Origin of the sequence: Gordonia sp. 852002-10350_SCH5691597 (assembly GCF_001665715.1) — a bacterium.
In the GTDB taxonomy this organism is placed as follows: Bacteria; Actinomycetota; Actinomycetes; order Mycobacteriales; family Mycobacteriaceae; genus Gordonia; species Gordonia sputi.
The window spans coordinates 17,633-36,155 of record NZ_LZMO01000188.1; the positions used below are offsets into that span (position 1 = coordinate 17,633).

Annotated in this window: 17 protein-coding genes; 7 read left to right on the forward strand and 10 right to left on the reverse strand. The window is 66.6% G+C overall.

Annotated elements, in window-relative coordinates; all coding sequences use genetic code 11:
* Nucleotides 1–17: 17 nt before the first annotated feature.
* From A5777_RS13455 to A5777_RS13480, 6 genes are all read right to left on the reverse strand, one after another.
* Entirely contained in the window at nt 18–1,457 is a 1,440-nt protein-coding gene (locus A5777_RS13455) for a vWA domain-containing protein (protein ID WP_064863027.1), read from the reverse strand.
* Nucleotides 1,457–2,389: an AAA family ATPase gene (locus A5777_RS13460; RefSeq protein WP_005205154.1), complete on the reverse strand. Its 933-nt coding sequence runs from the start codon at nt 2,387–2,389 to the stop codon at nt 1,457–1,459. Before A5777_RS13460 ends, A5777_RS13455 begins: the two co-directional genes overlap by 1 nt.
* The gene (locus A5777_RS13465) at nt 2,389–3,672 is read right to left on the reverse strand and encodes a glutamate-5-semialdehyde dehydrogenase (protein ID WP_064863097.1); all 1,284 of its coding nucleotides are present in this window, start codon (nt 3,670–3,672) and stop codon (nt 2,389–2,391) included. Before A5777_RS13465 ends, A5777_RS13460 begins: the two co-directional genes overlap by 1 nt.
* Before the next feature lie 151 nt (nt 3,673–3,823).
* Nucleotides 3,824–4,582 carry an HNH endonuclease family protein gene (locus A5777_RS13470; protein ID WP_156529383.1) on the reverse strand — a complete coding sequence of 253 codons (759 nt, stop codon included), beginning with the start codon at nt 4,580–4,582 and terminating at the stop codon, nt 3,824–3,826.
* 155 nt (nt 4,583–4,737) lie between these two features.
* Complete coding sequence (recG, locus tag A5777_RS13475) at nt 4,738–7,020, reverse strand: ATP-dependent DNA helicase RecG (protein WP_064863028.1); 2,283 nt, start codon at nt 7,018–7,020, stop codon at nt 4,738–4,740.
* The gene (locus tag A5777_RS13480) at nt 7,020–8,681 is read right to left on the reverse strand and encodes a DAK2 domain-containing protein (protein WP_064863029.1); all 1,662 of its coding nucleotides are present in this window, start codon (nt 8,679–8,681) and stop codon (nt 7,020–7,022) included. Before A5777_RS13480 ends, recG begins: the two co-directional genes overlap by 1 nt.
* Before the next feature lie 345 nt (nt 8,682–9,026).
* Here A5777_RS13480 and rpmB point away from each other — a divergent pair, with 345 nt between their 5' ends.
* The 3 genes from rpmB to bluB all read left to right on the forward strand — a co-directional run bounded on the left by rpmB (nt 9,027) and on the right by bluB (nt 10,747).
* Nucleotides 9,027–9,218: a 50S ribosomal protein L28 gene (gene rpmB / locus A5777_RS13485; protein WP_005180428.1), complete on the forward strand. Its 192-nt coding sequence runs from the start codon at nt 9,027–9,029 to the stop codon at nt 9,216–9,218.
* 87 nt (nt 9,219–9,305) lie between these two features.
* Nucleotides 9,306–10,118 carry an enoyl-CoA hydratase/isomerase family protein gene (locus tag A5777_RS13490; protein ID WP_082933667.1) on the forward strand — a complete coding sequence of 271 codons (813 nt, stop codon included), beginning with the start codon at nt 9,306–9,308 and terminating at the stop codon, nt 10,116–10,118.
* Nucleotides 10,115–10,747, forward strand: coding sequence for a 5,6-dimethylbenzimidazole synthase (gene bluB, locus A5777_RS13495; RefSeq protein WP_064863031.1), 633 nt, complete (start codon nt 10,115–10,117; stop codon nt 10,745–10,747). Before A5777_RS13490 ends, bluB begins: the two co-directional genes overlap by 4 nt.
* A gap of 30 nt (nt 10,748–10,777) precedes the next feature.
* On the opposite strand, the gene A5777_RS13500 is transcribed toward bluB, so the two are convergent.
* The 3 genes from A5777_RS13500 to thiL are packed head-to-tail and all read right to left on the reverse strand — an operon-like array spanning nt 10,778 to nt 13,075.
* Nucleotides 10,778–11,458: a uracil-DNA glycosylase gene (locus A5777_RS13500; RefSeq protein WP_064863032.1), complete on the reverse strand. Its 681-nt coding sequence runs from the start codon at nt 11,456–11,458 to the stop codon at nt 10,778–10,780.
* A 2-nt stretch (nt 11,459–11,460) separates the two neighbouring features.
* Nucleotides 11,461–11,982 (reverse strand): gamma carbonic anhydrase family protein, encoded by a 522-nt coding sequence (locus tag A5777_RS13505; protein WP_064863033.1) that lies wholly within the window; start codon nt 11,980–11,982, stop codon nt 11,461–11,463.
* 34 nt (nt 11,983–12,016) lie between these two features.
* A complete protein-coding gene (gene thiL / locus A5777_RS13510; RefSeq protein WP_064863034.1) occupies nt 12,017–13,075 on the reverse strand; it encodes a thiamine-phosphate kinase in 1,059 nt (352 codons plus the stop codon).
* Nucleotides 13,076–13,289: 214 nt separating this feature from the next.
* On the opposite strand from thiL, the gene A5777_RS13515 reads away from it, so the two are divergent.
* Together A5777_RS13515 and A5777_RS13520 are read left to right on the forward strand one after the other, a co-directional pair.
* Nucleotides 13,290–13,535, forward strand: coding sequence for an Lrp/AsnC ligand binding domain-containing protein (locus tag A5777_RS13515; protein WP_005205185.1), 246 nt, complete (start codon nt 13,290–13,292; stop codon nt 13,533–13,535).
* A gap of 46 nt (nt 13,536–13,581) precedes the next feature.
* Entirely contained in the window at nt 13,582–14,235 is a 654-nt protein-coding gene (locus tag A5777_RS13520) for a DUF3515 domain-containing protein (RefSeq protein ID WP_064863035.1), read from the forward strand.
* 37 nt (nt 14,236–14,272) lie between these two features.
* On the opposite strand, the gene A5777_RS13525 is transcribed toward A5777_RS13520, so the two are convergent.
* A complete protein-coding gene (locus tag A5777_RS13525; protein WP_064863036.1) occupies nt 14,273–15,286 on the reverse strand; it encodes an NAD(P)H-dependent glycerol-3-phosphate dehydrogenase in 1,014 nt (337 codons plus the stop codon).
* A 137-nt stretch (nt 15,287–15,423) separates the two neighbouring features.
* Here A5777_RS13525 and cofC point away from each other — a divergent pair, with 137 nt between their 5' ends.
* Both cofC and A5777_RS13535 read left to right on the forward strand, forming a co-directional pair.
* Nucleotides 15,424–16,296, forward strand: a complete 873-nt coding sequence (cofC, locus tag A5777_RS13530) for a 2-phospho-L-lactate guanylyltransferase (protein WP_231895060.1) — start codon at nt 15,424–15,426, stop codon at nt 16,294–16,296.
* A gap of 7 nt (nt 16,297–16,303) precedes the next feature.
* Nucleotides 16,304–18,502 carry an RNA degradosome polyphosphate kinase gene (locus tag A5777_RS13535; protein ID WP_064863038.1) on the forward strand — a complete coding sequence of 733 codons (2,199 nt, stop codon included), beginning with the start codon at nt 16,304–16,306 and terminating at the stop codon, nt 18,500–18,502.
* Nucleotides 18,503–18,523: the final 21 nt, after the last annotated feature.

Genomic DNA, 18,523 nt, shown 5'->3' on the forward strand with positions numbered 1-18,523 from the left:
TCAGTTTACGCGAGCGATCACACCGGCAGGAGGTCGGCGATGACCGCGGACAGCTGCGTGGCGTTGCGACACTCGAACATATCGATGATCTCCGCGTAGTCGTCGGCCGCGGAATCGCCGGTACCCCAGTCGCCATGCGCCTCCGGGTTGAGCCAATACGCGTGACGCGCACGCTCCACCAACTCGCGCAGCGAGTCCTCGGAGGCGTCATGGTAGTTGTTGCGGGCGTCGCCCAGGATCAGGAGCGCTCCGCGATGTGTCAGCGTGTCGCCGTAGGCGTCGACGAACCCGCGCAGCATGTGCCCGTAGTCGGAATGACCGTCACGCGTGATGAGCCGGGCCTGCGTCAACATGCGATGCATCGCCTCACCGATGTCGGTGCCGCCGAACCCCTCGTCGTCGGTGAAATACTCGGTGACGTCGTCGACAGTGTCGACGAATGCGAAGATCCGAACCTTCGCGAACTGCTGTCGCAGCGCGTAGACGAGTTGCAGCGTGAACTGCGAGAACCCGGACACCGAACCCGATACGTCGCAGATGATCACCAGTTCGGGGCGGCCGGGGCGGGGCTTGCGGTTCTTGAGTTCGATCGGCACCCCGCCCGTCGACATCGACGCACGCAGCGTCGCACGGACGTCGACAGCACCCCGGTGGGCGCGGCGTCGTCGAATCTCCAAGCGGGAGGCCAACAGACGCGCGAGCGGTGCGACGGTCCGTCGGATCTCGGTGAGGTCCTTCTTGCCTGCCGCGAGAAAGTTGATGTTCTCGGGCAGTGTTGGCACCGCGTAGTCGCTGACCTTCTCGCGTCCGTTGCGGTCGGCCATCCGACGCTGCGTCTCCACCTCGATCGCGGTGCGTAGTCGGTTGGCCCGTTCGCGGGCGGCCCTGCGGAACGTCGGATCGTCGCCGACGCTCAGGTCGTCACCCGATCCGCCCGCCATCGCGGCGGCTATCCGTGCGATCAGCGTCTGCGGATCGATACTCGAGAGTGCCTGATACGCCGAGTACGCCTCCCCGCGGCTCGACTGGTAGCAGCCCATCTCGTCGACCACCTGCGCGACCGCGGCAGACAGACGTCCGTCTGCGTCGGCCGACTCGTCGGCGAGCAACTCTGCGAGCATTTCGCGCACGGCAGCGACGTCGACCTCGCCGGAGGTGTCGCGCGGCAGTTCTTCCTCTGCGCTGCGTGCACCGATCGCGACCGGAAACCAGAGGTCGAAGATGCGGTCGAAGGCCGGCCGGTGCATGTGATCGTCGACGAGCGTCGCCGCGAGTCCCTCGCGCAGGCTGCTGCGATCGAGCAGGTCGAGCACCTCCATCGCCCGCGCGGCGTCGATCAGCGCCGACGGACCGACCGCGATCCCCCGTCGCCGCAACGCGTCGACGAAGTCGGTGAGATGAGCGACGAGCGGCACTGCTGTCGCGATGTCGCCCGTGGCGGGTTCGGCCCCGGACATCAGCCCAACTTGAGTTCTTTGACAGCGGTCTTCAGGTCGGGGCGATGCTTGAGCACGACGCCGAGCGTGCGTGCGATCAGGCCTTCGTCGAGTCGACCACCCTTCGAGCGTTCCTCGCCCGCGCCCAATGCGAGCAGGGTGTTGGCCCAGTCGATGGTCTCGGCGACCGACGGCTTCTTGCGAATGTCGAGGGTGCGCAGCACGCCGACGATGCGGACCAGTTCGGATGCCAGCGCGTCGGGCAGATTCGGGACCCGCGACTCGAGAATCTCTTTTTCGCGCGCAGCGTCGGGGAAGTCGATGAAGAGGTAGAGGCAGCGACGTTTCAGCGCCTCCGACAATTCTCTTGTCGCGTTCGACGTCAGGATCACGATCGGCCGACGCGACGCGACGACAGTCCCCATCTCCGGGATGGTCACCGCGAAGTCGCTGAGCACCTCGAGCAGCAGCCCCTCGACGTCGACGTCGGCCTTGTCGACCTCGTCGATCAGGAGCACGGTGGGATCGGTGCGCGAGATCGCTGTCAGCAGAGGTCGCGGCAGCAGGAACTCCTCGGAGAAGATGTCGGTCTTCGCCTCGGCCCAGTCGCGCGTACCGGTCGCCTGGATGTGCAGGATCTGCTTGGCGTGGTTCCACTCGTAGAGTGCGCGCGCCTCGTCGATTCCCTCGTAGCACTGCAGACGCACGAGCTCTGCGTCGGTGGCCGCGGCGATGGCACGCGCCAACTCCGTCTTACCCACTCCCGCAGGGCCTTCGACGAGCAGCGGCTTACCGAGCCGGTCGGCGAGGAAGGTCGACGTCGCCGTCGCGTCGTCGGCCAGATAGCCGGTGGAGCGCAGCCGGTCGACGACGTCGGGCACGGCTGTGAACGAGGGGACGATGGGTGCCGCGTCTTGCGTCGCAGGGCCGTTCGTCGTTGCGCTGTCGGTCATCACGCGGGCCGGATCTGGCCGTCGCCCCACACGATCCACTTGGTGGAGGTGAGTTCCGGCAGTCCCATCGGTCCGCGGGCATGTAGCTTCTGCGTGGAGATTCCGATCTCCGCACCGAAGCCGAACTGCTCGCCATCGGTGAAGGCGGTCGACGCATTGACCATCACGGCTGCGGCGTCGACCCGGTTCGTGAACTCCTCGGCCGCGGCGAGGTCGGTGGTCACGATGGCCTCGGTGTGCCCGGTTCCATAGGTGTCGATGTGTGCGACAGCGGCGTCGAGTCCGTCGACCACCTTCATCGCGATGTCCATCGACAGGTACTCATCGGCCCAGTCGGACTCGCCGGCCGGCTCCATCCCCGGCTCATCACCGTGGATCACGACACCCTGCGACTGCAGCGCCTGGCTGATCTTGGGCAGCGCGTCGGCGGCGATCGCTTTGTCGACAAGCACCGTCTCTGCCGCGTTGCACACGCTCGGTCGCCGCGTCTTGGCATTGAGGATGATGCGGGTCGCGACACCGACGTCGGCGAGCGCATGCACGTAGACGTGGCAGTTTCCGGTTCCGGTCTCGATCGTCGGGACCGTGGCATTCGCGACGACCGCGTTGATCAGGCCCGCACCCCCGCGCGGAATGACGACGTCAACGAGTCCGCGCGCTCGGATCAATGCGGTGACACTCGAACGGTCGTCACTCGGCAACAGCGACACGACATCGGACGGGATGCCCGCGCCCGCGACAACATCGCGAAGAATGCGAACAAGCTCCGCGTTCGACGACGCCGCCGACGACGAACCGCGAAGCAGCACAGCGTTTCCGGACTTGAACGCGATACCGAAGGCGTCGACCGTCACGTTCGGCCGCGCCTCGTAGACGATGCCGACCACACCGAGCGGCACGCGAACCTGCCGCAGGCGCAGCCCGTTGGGAAGCGTCTTGCCCGCGACGATCTCGCCGATCGGATCGGGGAGGATCGCGACCTGACGCAGTCCATCGGCGATGCCCGCGACGCGCTCCGGGGTCAGGCGCAGACGGTCGATGAGGTTCGCCTCGGTTCCGGCCTCCTCGGCGCGCGCAACGTCGTCGGCGTTGGCGGCCAGGATGGTCTCGGTGTTCGCATCGACGGCGTCGGCAGCGGCGAGCAGCGCAGCATTCTTGGCAGTCGTGGTGAGCGCTGCCAGCGCCCGAGAAGCGGTACGGGCCGCGCGGGCCTGCGCGTGCACGACCTCTTCGACGTCGGGCCCTGTCGCGGCCTGTCTTCCGGTCACGGTGGGTGCGCTCATCAATTCCTCGATTTCGAGTTCACGGCAGACGATTGCGTCCTGCGCGGCACTGCCGGCGGACAACATGTCCAGGGTACGTCCAGCACCACCCCGCCCCAAGATCGCCCACCCGAGAACGCCACCGCGGGCCCGGACGTCGAGATGCCGCATGTCAGCAACGGTTGAGTATTCCGGCGAGCACGCTGCGCGACGCAGCATCGACCGCCACGCCGTAGGCGCGGCTCACCACAACGAACTCGATCGCGTACTGACAGTGGAAACCGCGATTGGGCGGCAGCCAGCGGGCGGGTTCGCTGTCGCTCTTCTCCTGGTTCGACGCCGCGTCCACGGCGACGAGGTTGGCCGGGTCGTTGGCCAGGTCGACGCGACGCCGCGTCGACCACCCGAACGCACCCATGTCCCACGCGAAGGCCAGGGGCACGATGTGGTCGATCTGAACCGCAGTCGCATTGCGATCACGCCGAAACACGACCATCTTGCCGGTATACGGGCTGCGCAGTTCGCCCGCGAGGACAGCGCGCGGACACGAGGTCACCGGGCCGATTCGCACATCACCGAGGTCGCGGGTCAGCACGTCGTTTCGGGTATCGCAGCCGTTTCCGCCTCCCGTCACGCTCGCGTCGTCGGTCCACGACGCCCCGAACGCCGACCGTTCGTAGTCCTCGCGACCGGTACGCGCCGCGACGACGGGCACTCCTGCGAGTTGGCGCAATGCCAGCTGCGCACCGGCGTGCCACTGCCCCGCTCGGGTGCGCGGTACGTCGCGGTACACACCCACGGCCACGACGACCGCCGTGAGCACGAACGCGATCGTGACCGCCCACCTGCGGGCGGGCCACTGCGCGTCGCGCCTGACGTGCCGATAGCGCATCCGCAGCCGGTAGAGCGGCACCGCGATGACGGGATTCACGCCATCTTCGACGCTGCGCGGCGGCACGCGGTTCCCCTATCTGGCAGCCGCGTCGCACACGCGGCTCGTTCTGGTGAACGCGGTTGGTACACCAGCCGCGTCTGCGGGTTCGGGCGGCGTGTGGCGCACGGGTTCGAGGACGCGGGCGGCTCGGGTCAGGATTTGTCGAGGTAGCGCACCTTATTGGGTACGAGAATGGCGTCGACGAGGTCGGCGAGTGGCCGGTGGTCGGCCAGCGGAAGGTCGGTTGCCACCACGGATTCGGCCAGTTCGCGAGCGTCGGCGATCACGTCGACGTCGTCGAGTAGCGAGAGGTGACGCAGCGACGACACCCCACCCGACTGCAGTGAGCCGAGCAGATCACCCTCGCGGCGCTGCAGTAGGTCGACGCGCGCGAGTTCGAATCCGTCGGTCGACGCCTCGACGGCACGCAGCCGCTCCATCGCCTGCGACACCGGCTTCGTCGACGTCATCAGCAAACACAGGCCGGGATGGCCGCCGCGGCCGACACGTCCGCGGAGTTGGTGGAGCTGGCTGACGCCGAATCTCTCTGCGTCGACGATGATCATCATCGACGCATTGGGAACGTCCACACCGACCTCGATCACGGTGGTGGCCACGATCGCATCGATCTCTCCGCGCCCGAACGCGTCCATGACCTCGTTCTTCTCGTCGGCGGGTAGCCGCCCGTGCAGGACTGCGAGCCGATGGTGGCCGAGCGGTCCGACGAGCAGCTCGTCGTAAAGATCGAGCACGGAGATGGTCTGTTGCTGCGCGTCGGCTTCTTCGCCCGCCGTGCGCTTGCCAGCGCCGCGCTTCGGGGTCGCCGACTCGATGTCGCCGATGCGCGAGCAGACGATGTACACCTGCCGCCCGGCCTCGATCTCCTCCGCGGCGCGCCCCCACATGCGTTCGATCCATTGGGGTTTCGCCGTCGGCACCACGGTCGTGGTGATCGGCTGACGCCCCTGCGGAAGTTCGGTGAGCACCGACGTGTCGAGGTCGCCGAACGCCGTCATCGCCACCGTCCGCGGGATCGGCGTCGCCGTCATCACCAAGAAGTGGGGCATGAGATGGTCGCGACCACGGCCCCGCAACACATCTCGTTGTTCGACGCCGAAGCGGTGCTGTTCGTCGACGACGACCATGCCGAGATCGAAGAACTCGACCTTCTCCTCGAGCAGCGCGTGGGTTCCGACGACGATGCCCGCCTTGCCGGTCACCACGTCGAGCAGCGTCTGACGTTTGCCCTTGGTCTTCATCGAGCCGGTCAGCAACACCACACTCGTCGCGCCGTCGGCGGCGCCGAGTTCACCGGCAGTACCCAGATCGCCGAGCATCGACGTGATGGTCCGAAGGTGCTGCGCGGCGAGAACTTCCGTCGGCGCGAGGATCGCGCACTGATGGCCGTTGTCGACGACGCGCAGCATGGCGAGCAACGACACGAGGGTCTTGCCGGAACCGACCTCACCCTGCAGCAGCCTGCTCATCGGCGTCGGGTGGCGCAGGTCTTCTGCGATCTCGGCGATCACCAATTGCTGCCCGTCGGTGAGAGTGAACGGAAGTCGTTGCAGGAGGCGGTCTTCCAGGCCGCCGGGAACGTGCGGGCACGCGGGTGCGGATTCGGCACGGCCCGCGAGGCGACGCTGCGCGAGGACTGTCTGGATCGCGAGCGCCTCGTCGAATTTCAGTCGATCGTTCGCGGCGGTGACGTGTGCATCGGAGTCGGGGACATGAATGGTGCGGATCGCCTCGTCAAGCGACATCAACCCACGGCGTTCGCGTTCGTCGTCGGACAGCGGGTCGACGAACGACTCGACGTCGTCGAGAACCTGACGAATCGACGCCCAGATGTCCCAAGTCTGGATCTCGCGGTTCGCGGGATACAGCGGCACGATCGCTCGATCGAACGCGGCGGCGATGTCGGCCGAGTGCGCTCCCGGGCGCCGCTGTTCGCCGGTGATCTCGGCCTCGGCCGCGTACATCTCGGCGAGCATCGCCGACCCGACGACACGATCGACCTCGACGTCGCCGTCCGGCAGGACCATCCATTCGGGGTGTGAGAGTTGCGGCTGCTCGCGGAAGAACTTCACGGTGCCCGCCACCATGAGCCGCGTGCCGGGTTTGAGTGCGTTCTTGATGAAGCGCGGGTTGAAGAAGCTGACCTCGTAGGAGCGGTTGCCGTCGTCGACTGTCACCTTCAGGAACTGCCCGTGACGCTTCTTCATGCGGATCAGGTCGGCACGGGTGATGCGTCCGACAACCGTGACCCACTCCCCCTCGGTGAGGTCCTGCTCCTCCGAGGGTTGGCCATGCGTGAGATAACGACGCGGTGCGTAACGCAGCAGCTCTCCGACGGTCGCGATTCCCAACGACGCGAGACTCGCCGCCCGTTCAGCGTTGAAGACATCGGACAGAGAGTCGGATGCACGGACCACTACTCGATACCCACTTGCATCAGATCGTCGGTCTGCCCGGTCTCGTACACGACCATTTCGACGCCTGGATAGGCCCGTCGGATCTGCGCTTCGAGCGCCGCCAACGCGTCGCGGTCGACGCTCGAACCCGCAAGGACGGTGACCATCTCGCCGCCGGTCGCCAACATGAGGTCGACCAACGACACGACAGCGGCCGTCTGCTCCGGCGCGATGACAAGGACATCAGAGCCGATGAGGCCCAACACATCTCCGACGTCGCACGTACCGGCGAGGGTGATCATGCGCTCGTCGGCGAGCAGCAGCGAACCCCAGCGTGCACCCGCTGCGGCTTCGGCCATCGCGTAGGCGTCGGCATCCGGCGACTCGGAGGGGTCGTGGACCGCGAGGGCCGCAAGGCACTGGGCCATCGATGAGGTCGGCAACGAGATCACCGACCGCTGTGCAGACCGGACCTCCGCTGCAACGCTCACCAGATCCTGCGAGGTCAGCGATCCGTTCGCCATGACCACCACGTGCGCCGAATCGGTGGCGCGAATGGCCGCGGCGAGCGCCTCCGGGGTCACCCCGTCGTCGGCGCGGACCACGGCCGCTCCGGCCTCGGCGAAGAGTTCCGCGGCCCCGTCGCCGCGCACGACAGCGACGACGGCGCGCCGGTGACGAGGCGGCGGCTCCATCGAATTGGCTTGCGCGCGAATCGAATCGAGCGCAAAGCAGGAGATCCGGATGTCGGAGACGTTCCCGTGCGCTATCGCTGCCTCGACCGCGGCCCCCGGCTCGTCGGTGTGGACGTGCACCGAGAACCGTTCACCCGCCGGCGAACTGTCTCCGACGATCACCACGGCGTCGCCGAGTTCGCCGAGTTCGGATCGCAGCGTCGCGATGCTCTCGCCCGCAGCCCCGGTGAGCAGATACATCACCTCGAAGTCCATGTCGCCCGGGCCATCACACGTCTGGTCGACGGGATGACCGGGCTGTCCTCCCCCGGTGAGGGTTCCGCGGTACCGACGCCGCCGCTGCGTGACACCGGTGAGCACCCCGACCATCGCGTCGAGCATGGCGAGAAAACCCCGACCGCCCGCGTCGACGACGCCCGCCGACGCCAGTTCGGGGAGCTGTTCGGGCGTTCGTTCCAGACCATCGGCCACGTCGTCGGCGATCGTGCGGGCCTGGTCGGCGGCGGTCTCACCGGCGTGACGCGCTGCAGACTCCGCGGCGATGGTCAGCAGCGTCAGGACGGTGCCCTCCCTGGGGTCGCTGACCGCGCGCTGTGCTGCCAACGATCCAAGCCTCAGCCCCGATACCGCCAGCTGCGAAAAGGTCAACTGTCCGTCCGGTGCGCCGATCTCCACGGCGTCGGCGAGGCCGACCAGGATCTGCGACATGATGACGCCGGAATTGCCGCGCGCGTTGGCCACGGCACCTTCTGCCATGGCCCGCGTCACGGCGACCACGTCGGCGTCGGCGGGGAGCCCGGTGGCGGCGTCGGCAGCAGACCTCATGGTGAACAGCATGTTGCTGCCGGTGTCCGAATCAGGGATCGGGAAGACATTGAGGTCGTTGATCTCACCGCGCAGGTCTTCGAGCCGGGCAACACACTCCTGGGCCCAGTCACGCAGGACCTGTGGATTCATCACGCGAACGAGTCCACCGTCGGTCGACATGGGGGTCCTCCTTCACCGCGGGGGCTCACGCCGTGTCTCCACGTCATCGAATCCACGTCATCGAAAAAGTGCGCACCAACGAAGTGCCACGACACGTGCTGCCCAGGATGTGTGAGAGATTACTCGGAGTCGCCGACACGGTCGCCGTCGACGGGTCCGGCGCATTCGCCGCCTACCCGACGCCGACGCCGCGGCAGATCACGCTCGGCCCGGATTTGGTGGTGACGCACCCGGACGGTTACCCTTGCAGGGTTGCCTTGCCGCCGCCGTGGATGACGTTGCGTTTCCGCGAGCAGCGAGCTGGCGTAACCGCAAGATCATTCCATCTATCAAGGGAGTTCGACAATGGCTGCCGTCTGTGACGTCTGCGGCAAGGGTCCGGGCTTCGGCAAGTCCGTTTCGCACTCGCACCGCCGTACCAACCGCCGCTGGAATCCCAATATCCAGTCTGTGCGTGTCGAGGTGGCCCCGGGCAACCGCAAGCGTAAGAACGTCTGCACCTCCTGCCTGAAGGCCGGCAAGACCACCCTCGCCTGATCGCGAGAACTGACAACCCGATCCCGACCGAGCGAACGCTCGGCCCCGGGGTCGGGTTGTCTGCATCTGCGGGTTAGGGTGTCGTCCATGACCTCGACCACAACGTCCCCGGCAGACTCGGCTGTGACACCGGACGGCGACGTCCTCGTCCTACGCATCTCCGATGCGAGCAAGGGCGGCGCACTCGACGACGCCTCACTGGAATCGGCAACCACCGCCCTGCGCGAGATCGCACGCGGCGAACGCGAAGTCGGCGCGGTCCTGCTGCTCGGCGCCGGCCGAAATTTCTGCGCGGGCGGCAATGTGCGCGACTTCGCCTCTGCCGAGCACCGCCCCACCTTCATCCGTGCCCTCGCCGACACCTTCCATGACTTCGTCACCGCCCTGCTCGACGCCGATCGTCCGGTCGTCGCGGGTGTGCGCGGATGGGCCGCAGGGGCCGGGCTGAGCATCGTGCTGCACGCAGACATCGCGATCGGAGGGCCGTCGACCAACCTGCGTCCCGCCTACACCGGAATCGGCTTGTCGCCCGACGGCGGTATGACGTGGACCCTCCCGCGCACCGTCGGAGCGGCCCGCGCCCGCGACATCATCCTCACCGACAGAGTCATCACCGCTGACGAGGGACTCGCGTGGGGCATCCTCTCGCGCCTCGTCGACGACGCCGAGATCGACGACACCGCCGCCGAGATCGCCCGCACACTCGCCGCAGGCCCACGCGCCGGCCTGGCCACGGCACGCGCCCTCCTGAGCGCGTCGGCCACCGCGACACTCCGCGATCAGCTCGCCGCCGAGGCGCACGCGATCTCGACCAACAGCGGCTCCGCGGAGGGTGTCGAGGGCGTCGACGCGTTCGTGGGCAAGCGGACCCCCGACTTCGCAGCGGCACGCGAGCGGTGACGACGTTCGACGCTTCGTTCATCGAAAACCTCGACACGTTGTTCGCGTGGCGTCGTGACGTCCGACATTTCCGGGCCGATCCACTCGAGCCAGAGTTGCTCGACGAGTTGCTCGCACGAGCCGAGCTCGCGCCGTCGGTCGGCAACAGCCAACCGTGGCGATGGGTGCGCGTCGACTCGGCGCAGGCCCGCGTTCGCATCCGCCGCAACTTCGTCGCATGCAACGCCGAGGCCCTCGACGGGTACGCGGGCGAACGCAAGCGTGCGTACGCGGCGCTGAAGCTCTCCGGACTCGACGACGCTCCGATCCAGCTCGCTGTCTTCACCGACCATGCGGGCACGCAGGGGCACGGCCTCGGTAAGCGGACGATGCCGGAGACACTTGACTACTCGACGGTCACTGCCGTCGCGACCCTGTGGCTGGCAGCACGGGCGCGCGGCGTCGGAGTCGGCTGGATATCCATCCTCGACGCCCCCACCGCGGCAACCGATCTCGGTGTGCCCGACACGTGGCGACTCACCGCATACCTGTGCCTGGGTTATCCCACCGAGGCCGACGACGTCCCCGAACTCGAGAGAGTGGGCTGGCAGGAACGCACCGACGCCGAAGCCCGACGCTTCGTCCGCTGACAGGAAGGGGGCTTCAGGAGAGCAGGGGCTTCAGGAGGGTAGGCGCCAGTCGACCGGTTCGCCGCCGAGATCTTCGAGTTCGGTATTGGCCCGACTGAACGGACGCGAGCCGAAGAACCCCTTGCTCGCCGATAACGGTGAGGGGTGCGGCGACACGATCACCGGTACGTCGGGCATCCATTGCTGAAGGCCTGCGGCATCGCGTCCCCACAGGATTGCCACGAGCGGCTCGTCGCGTGACACGAGCGCTTTGATCGCGCACTCGGTCACCGCCTCCCACCCCTTGTTGCGGTGCGACGCGGGCTCGCCGGGAGCGACGGTCAACACTCTGTTGAGCAGCAGCACACCCGATTTCGCCCACGGTGTCAGGTCGCCGTTGGCCGGCTTGGGATAACCGAGATCGGCGCAGTACTCGGTGTAGATGTTGGCCAACGAGCGCGGAATGGGCGAAACATCCTCTGCGACAGAAAAACTCAGCCCGACCGCATGGCCGGGCGTCGGGTACGGATCCTGTCCGACGATGAGCACGCGGACGTCGTCGAAAGGTTGTGTGAATGCGCGCAACACATTTCGTCCGGCTGGGAGGTAGCGGCGACCAGCGGCATTCTCGTCACGCAGGAACTGCCCCATCTGCGCGATGTTCTCCTCGACCGGCGCGAGTGCCTGCGCCCAACCGGGATCGATGAGTTCGCTCAACGGTTGTGGGGTCATGATCAGTCGAGTCTCCTGAGCTTCGATCGGTAGTACAGCGAATTCTGGTGGTACATCTCGACGTTCAGGTCGATATGGTCGGCGGGCACCTCGAATCCCTCGCGGATACGCGCGGGCACACCGAGTGCCATCGCCCGTGCGGGAACCGAGAACTTGAAAGGCACAACGGCTCCCGCGCCGACAATGGCGCCGTCACCGACCGTCGACCCGTTGAGGACAACGGAACCCGACGCGATCAAACAATTGTCGCCGATCGTCGCACCCTCGATGTGGGCGTTGTGTCCGACGACGCAACCGGCACCGATGACCGTCGGATCGATCGGCGTGCAGTGGATGACCGTGCCGTCCTGAATGTTGGTTCGCCGACCGATGGAGATTGTCCCGTAGTCACCCCGCAGCACAGCCCCGGGCCACACCGACACCCCGTCTGCGAGGGTGACGGCGCCGATCACCGTCGCGTCGGGGTGGATGTACACGTCCTCACCGAGGATCGGTTCACGATCGTCGAGTGCGTAAATCGCCATGGGTCGATCTAATCACCGCGGTGACGGCCGCCACCTACTGGTGTCCGAAGGACTGCCATCCGCGCAGGTCACTCGTCGCGATGCCGTCGAGAGACACCGGTGCGCGATCGCCCGTGCGTTCGCGGACATCACCGATGACGACCCACCCTAGCGGAACGTCGGCGGCCGCGAACGCAGCCAGTAACTGGTGGTCTTCGCCGCCGGTCAGTGCCCAGATGTCGTCGGACTCACCGAGTTCGGCCGCGGCTCGTCTGGTCGCCTCTGTTCGCGGAACTCGCGAGACATCAACTGCAAGAGCGACATTCGACGCTGCCGCCAGGGTCTTCAGCTCCTCGACCAGTCCGTCGGAGACATCGGTCATGGCGTGAGCGCCTGCGCGCGCCGCCACCACACCCGCCGAGAGGTCGGGGTTGGGCAGACGGTGCGAATCCACCACCTCGGTGTGCTGTGCACGTAGTCGGGAGCGCTGCGCACTGCGCTCGCCGTCGTCGTCGCATTCGTCAGCGGCGAGCAGGACGGCGAGCCCGGCGGCGGCGCTGCCGAGCGGTCCGCTCACAGCCAGCACATCGCCGACCTGCGCGCCGGTCAACGCCACCGGAGTGAGTCCGTCGAGTGCACCCACCGATGTGACGGTCAGCACCACCTCGTCTGCGGCGACGAGGTCGCCGCCGAGCACTCGACCGCCGAGACGATGGGTTGCGGCGAGGATGCCGTCATTGATCTCGGTCAGAGTGGCAGCGGGAGTGCTCACCGGACATGCGATCGATACGACGACGCCGACCGTACGTGCCCCCATCGCCGCGATGTCAGCCGCGCTCTGGATCACCGCCCGCTCTCCGATCTGGCGCGGCGTCGACCACTCGAAGCGAAAGTGACGGTTCTGCACGGCGGTGTCCGTACTGATGACGGTCGGACCACCCGCGTCGAAAATGGCGGCGTCGTCACCGGATCCGACGACGATGTCGCCCGACGTTGCGGTCGTCGCCGCCGAGGTGAACAGCGAGATGAGCGCCCGCTCACCCAGGTCACCGACTGTGACACCACTGGGCTCCGGGTGGTCGGGGGTCGTGGCGTTCTCGTCGCCACCTGCCACTGTCAACTCCTCGTCGGCTCCACGGTTATTCGTTTCGGTTCGCGCTCTCGCGGCGTTGTGGTGACAATATCCCCACAGTGTAGTGACTTCGTGTGGCGCTTCGACGCGCGAAGTGGTTTCCGGGAGACCGGAGCCAGATGCCTTCGGCGGCTTGCCGCGGGCGTCGACTCGCCGCTCCCCAGCCCGGGGCCGACGGCACAGTGGATACGAGAGGATGGCCGTGGTTCAGGCATACATACTGATCCAGACGGAGGTCGGACGAGCCGCATTGGCGGCTGCGACGATCGCAGAGATCTCCGGAGTTGCCTCCTCCGAGGAGGTCAGTGGACCCTACGACGTGATCGTGCGGGTCGAGGCCACCGATGCGGGCCACCTGAACAACGACGTCGTACCTCAGATCCAGAAGGTCGACGGCATCACACGCACCCTGACATGCCCGGTGGTGAACGCAGCGCACTGACCGGCACGCCACAGGAGCTGCGCGGCGATGTCCTAGGGTTGTCGACGTGACCCCACCCGGACCGGACGAACCCGACAACAACGCCGACCGCGCGGAAGAGACCGACGCCGAACGTGGCAGCGCGGCCGAAGGCGTCAAAAAGTCCGGCTCCGCCGAAAGCGTCGAGGACACGACGCACGCGCGCTACGGCGACTCAGGACCGCGGCTGAGTCCGGCGCTGATCGCCACACTGGTGACGATTCCGGTGATGGTGATCGTGGGCTTCATCGTGTTCGCGGCGCTTCGTCCGGGCAACTCGGACTCGACGCCCGTCGACTCGTACGCCGCGGAGTCGTCGACTCCCGCCGAATGCCCGAAGTTCCTCGCCGCGCTGCCGCAGACCTTCGAGGGATACGGCAACAAGACGATCTCGGGAACACAGGCCAGTTGGCCTGCGAGCAAAGACGGCGATCCGGTGATCGTGCGGTGCGGCGTCTCGCGCCCGGCGGAGCTCTCCCCCACCAGCAACCTGCAGGTGGTCAACCCCGTGCAGTGGTTCATCACCGATTCCATCGAGGGTTCCGGGCAGGCGTTCATCTGCGTCGATCACCGCCCGTACGTTGCGCTGTGGGTTCCGGTGAACGCGGGCAACGGACCGATCACCGACGTCTCGGCCGCCATCGAACGGACACTCCCCCGAGGACCACTCGACTTCGGCTGAGCGGCAACCGCTTTCGTACCGTCCGGCCGCGGGTAGATCACGCGTCGCCGGCTCGGAACTCCGGTTTGGTCTTGCGACCCAGCAATGAGCTGACCGCTTCGGCGACGGGCAGGCCGTCGTGGCAGACACTGTTCACAGCTTCGGTGAGCGGCATGGAGACCTGGTATTTCTCGGCGAGTGCCGTGACGGACGTGCACGACTTCACGCCCTCGGCGACCTGACCCGACGCTGCGGCCTGCGCCTCTTCCATCGTCGCACCCTGCCCGAGATGAGCACCGAAGGTGCGGTTGCGCGACAGCGGCGACGAGCAGGTGGCGACGAGGTCGCCGATACCCGCGAGACCGGCGAGGGTCTCGATCTGCCCACCGACTGCGCTCGAGAGTCTGATGGTCTCCGCGAGGCCACGAGTGATGATCGTCGCGAGGGTGTTCTGCCCGAATCCGACGCCGCTGGCCATACCGCACGCCAGCGCGATCACGTTCTTGACCGCACCGCCGATCTCACAGCCGATGACGTCGGTGTTGGTGTACGGCCGGAAGTACCCGGTGTTGAACATCTGCTGTAGCTGTTCGGCACGCGCGAGGTCGGAGCACGCGATCACCGTTGCGGCGGGCTGGCCCTCGGCGACCTCACGCGCGAGATTCGGCCCGGTGAGCACCGCGATCTGCTCGGCGGGAACCTCTGCGACCTCGGCGATCACCTCGCTCATACGCATCAGCGTCGACGTCTCGATGCCCTTGGCCAGCGAGACCAGCGTCGCGTCGTCGCTCAGGTGCGGGCGCCAGTTGGCGAGGTTGTCGCGCAGCGACTGCGCCGGGACAGCACACACCACGAGATCGGCGTCGGTCAGCGCCTCGGCGATGTCGCTCGACGCCGTGAGATTCGCGGGAAGGGTGATTCCCGCCAGGTAGTCGGCATTGGTATGCGACTCGTTGATCCGATCGGCGAGTTCTTCCCGCCGACACCACAGGGTGGTGTCGGTCCCCGCGTCGCTGAGTACCTTCGCCGTCGCCGTGCCCCATGACCCGGCACCCATCACAACCGCCCGCACAACTCTCCTCATTCGCCCGACATCGCTTCGGTCAAGGGTAGACCGCCGACGATGCCCGTCCGATCGATTCGAGAACCTCCGACGCCGATCACCCCTCGCGTCCACACGTCCTCTCGTGCATGGGTCATCATGTCTACATGACCCTCTCCTGTGTACGCGGTCATCCGAACGAGCGACGACGCATGCCCGCCGACGCTCCGGTACCCGCCGGTCGCGGGCAGCACTGCGGCGACTCCGGCGACGAGTGCGCGCTCGGCACCGTGGTCGCGGTCCTCGCGGTCAAACGACTCGGCGACGCCAAATCGCGTCTGGTCTCCACCATGAGCGACGCCGCAGGGGTTGAGACTCCCGAGACGTCCCTGATCGAGCTCTCCCCCGCACAGCGCGAGCGCCTGCGGGCCGATCCGGGCGCCTTCGTGCTCGCCATGCTCGCGGACACCATCGGCACCCTGCACGAAGCAGGAATTCGCGACGTCGTGGTCGTGACCCCGGACGACCGGGTCCGCGAGCGGGCCCAGCAGCTCTCGGCACACGTCGTCGACGAGCCCGGCGACGTCGCAGGCGACCTGAACGCGGCCTACGCGCTCGGCGCCGCGGAGGCTCGAACCATGTGGCCTTTGCATCGATGGGTCGTGATCGTCCAGGCCGACCTTCCCGCGGCGCAGCCGTCGAGTCTGCGCGAGATCGTCGACGCCGCAGTCGAGCGCGGCGAGTCGATGGTGACCGACCGCGCAGGCACGGGCACATCTCTTCTGCTGCGGCCGATGACAGCGCACGAATTGCCGCGTTTCGGGCCGGATTCGGCTGCGGCGCATCGTTCCGCGGGCGTTGTCGAACTCGACCCAGAGCATCTCCTCTGGCCCGACGTGCGCACCGACGTCGACACCGTCGACGATCTCGCCGCCGCACTGCGACTCGGCGTCGGCGAGCACACACTCTCTGTGCTCGGAAATGCCGAGATCTCCGACGCGACGGCCAGCGGTGTCGGCGATCAGTCCGATGCGTCATGATTGAACGGTGAGCACAGCTGACGACACCACGACGACTCCGGTCACCACACAACCGATCAGTGCGATTCCTGGTGCGCCGCCCGCGGCAACTCTCGAACCGGGCGAGTCAGCCGATCTTCCCGAGGACAGATACCTCAATCGCGAGCTGAGTTGGCTCGACTTCAATTCGCGTGTTCTCGCCCTCGCCGAGGACACGTCGATCCCGCTGCTCGAACGCGCGAAGTTCCTCGCGATCTTCGCGTCGAATCTCGACGAGTTCTTCATGGTCCGCGTCGCGGGTCTCAAGCGCCGTGACGAAACCGGCCTGTCGGTGCGCTCAGCCGACGGACTCTCCCCGCGCGAACAGTTGCTGCGGATCGCCGGACGCACCCAGACCCTCGCCGACCGGCACGCCAGAGTGTTCCTCGACTCGGTGCGTCCTGCACTGGCGGACAACGACATCTACGTCGTCGGCTGGTCGGATCTGACCGAGGCCCAGCAGGCCCGGATGGTCGAGTACTTCCACGATGACGTGTTCCCGGTGCTGACGCCCCTCGCCGTCGATCCCGCACACCCCTTCCCCTACATCAGCGGACTGAGCCTCAACCTCGCTGTCACGGTGCGCGACGCCGGCGAGGGTGGCGAGCACTTCGCGCGAGTCAAGGTGCCCGACAACGTCAATCGGTTCGTCCGTGTCGATCGACTGATGCCGCCCAGTGCGGAAGCCGACGGCAAAGGAAATCGCACCGCGATCTTCCTTCCGATGGAGAATCTGATCGCCGCCAATCTCGGACATCTGTTCCCTGGCATGGAGATCGTGGAGCACCACGCGTTCCGCATCACGCGCAACGCAGACTTCGAGGTCGAAGAGGATCGCGACGAAGACCTGCTTCAGGCGCTCGAACGTGAACTCGCACGACGCCGGTTCGGTTCGCCGGTCCGACTCGAGGTCGCCGACGACATGACCGAGCACATGCTCGAACTGCTCCTGCGTGAACTCGACGTCAACCCCGCCGACGTGATCCAGGTTCCCGGGCTGCTCGATTTGGCGTCGCTGTTCGAGATCGGTTCGCTCGACCGGCCACAGCTCAAGGACCCCCCGTTCGTACCGTCGACACATCCCGCGTTCGGCGAGCGGGAGACGCCCAAGAGTGTGTTCTCCACGTTGCGCGAAGGCGATGTCCTCGTGCACCACCCCTACGATTCGTTCTCGACGAGCGTGCAGCGATTCATCGAGCAGGCTGCAGCCGACCCGCAGGTCCTCGCGATCAAGCAGACGTTGTATCGCACCTCCGGTGACTCGCCGATTGTCAACGCGCTCATCGACGCTGCCGAGGCAGGCAAGCAGGTCGTGGCTCTCGTCGAGATCAAGGCTCGCTTCGACGAACAGGCCAACATCAAGTGGGCGCGCCAGCTCGAGCAGGCAGGCGTGCACGTCGTCTACGGCCTTGTCGGACTCAAAACCCACTGCAAGACATGCCTTGTGGTGCGTCGTGAGGGATCGTCGATCCGACGCTACTGCCACATCGGCACCGGCAATTACAATCCGAAGACCGCGCGGCTCTACGAGGACGTCGGATTGTTCACTGCCGCACCGGACATCGGCGCCGACCTGACCGATCTGTTCAACACGCTCACTGGTTACTCCCGCAAACGCGAGTACCGCAACATCCTGGTCGCCCCTACCGGGATTCGTTCCGGCATCGTCGAGCGCATCAACCGTGAGATCGATCTCAAGCATGAGGGCGATCCCCGCGCCCGAGTTCGGTTGAAGGCCAACGCCCTCGTCGACGAGCAGGTGATCGATGCCCTGTACCGCGCATCGCAAAACGGTGTTCCGGTCGAAATCGTCGTGCGTGGAATCTGCGCATTGCGTCCCGGGATGCCGGGCGTCAGCGACAACATTCATGTGCGCTCGATCCTCGGCCAATTCCTCGAACACTCACGCATCTTCCATTTCGGGGCGCAGGATGAGTACTGGATCGGCAGTGCCGACATGATGCACCGCAACCTCGATCGACGTATCGAGGTGATGGTGCAGGTGCGCGATGACCGGCTCACCGCTGAACTCGGCGACATCTTCGATTCGGCGCTCGACCCCCGAACACGATGCTGGGTCCTGCAATCGGACGGAAGCTGGATGGCCTCACCCGCCGCGGGCGAAGAGGTACGCGACCATCAACGACAGATGATGCGGCGCACCCGCCGTCGCGACGCAGGCATGTGACAAGCCCACCCTTTTCGTAAC

What these genes read in the sequence shown, in the direction of transcription:
- A5777_RS13490 (WP_082933667.1), top strand. Translation starts at nt 9,306, where the DNA reads ATGACCTCGACCACAACGTCCCCGGCAGACTCGGCTGTGACACCGGAC.
- A5777_RS13505 (WP_064863033.1), bottom strand. Translation starts at nt 11,982, where the DNA reads ATGGCGATTTACGCACTCGACGATCGTGAACCGATCCTCGGTGAGGAC.
- A5777_RS13500 (WP_064863032.1), bottom strand. Translation starts at nt 11,458, where the DNA reads ATGACCCCACAACCGTTGAGCGAACTCATCGATCCCGGTTGGGCGCAG.
- A5777_RS13480 (WP_064863029.1), bottom strand. Translation starts at nt 8,681, where the DNA reads ATGTCGACCGACGGTGGACTCGTTCGCGTGATGAATCCACAGGTCCTG.
- A5777_RS13455 (WP_064863027.1), bottom strand. Translation starts at nt 1,457, where the DNA reads ATGTCCGGGGCCGAACCCGCCACGGGCGACATCGCGACAGCAGTGCCG.
- A5777_RS13465 (WP_064863097.1), bottom strand. Translation starts at nt 3,672, where the DNA reads ATGAGCGCACCCACCGTGACCGGAAGACAGGCCGCGACAGGGCCCGAC.
- rpmB (WP_005180428.1), top strand. Translation starts at nt 9,027, where the DNA reads ATGGCTGCCGTCTGTGACGTCTGCGGCAAGGGTCCGGGCTTCGGCAAG.
- A5777_RS13460 (WP_005205154.1), bottom strand. Translation starts at nt 2,389, where the DNA reads ATGACCGACAGCGCAACGACGAACGGCCCTGCGACGCAAGACGCGGCA.
- cofC (WP_231895060.1), top strand. Translation starts at nt 15,424, where the DNA reads ATGACCCTCTCCTGTGTACGCGGTCATCCGAACGAGCGACGACGCATG.
- A5777_RS13515 (WP_005205185.1), top strand. Translation starts at nt 13,290, where the DNA reads ATGGCCGTGGTTCAGGCATACATACTGATCCAGACGGAGGTCGGACGA.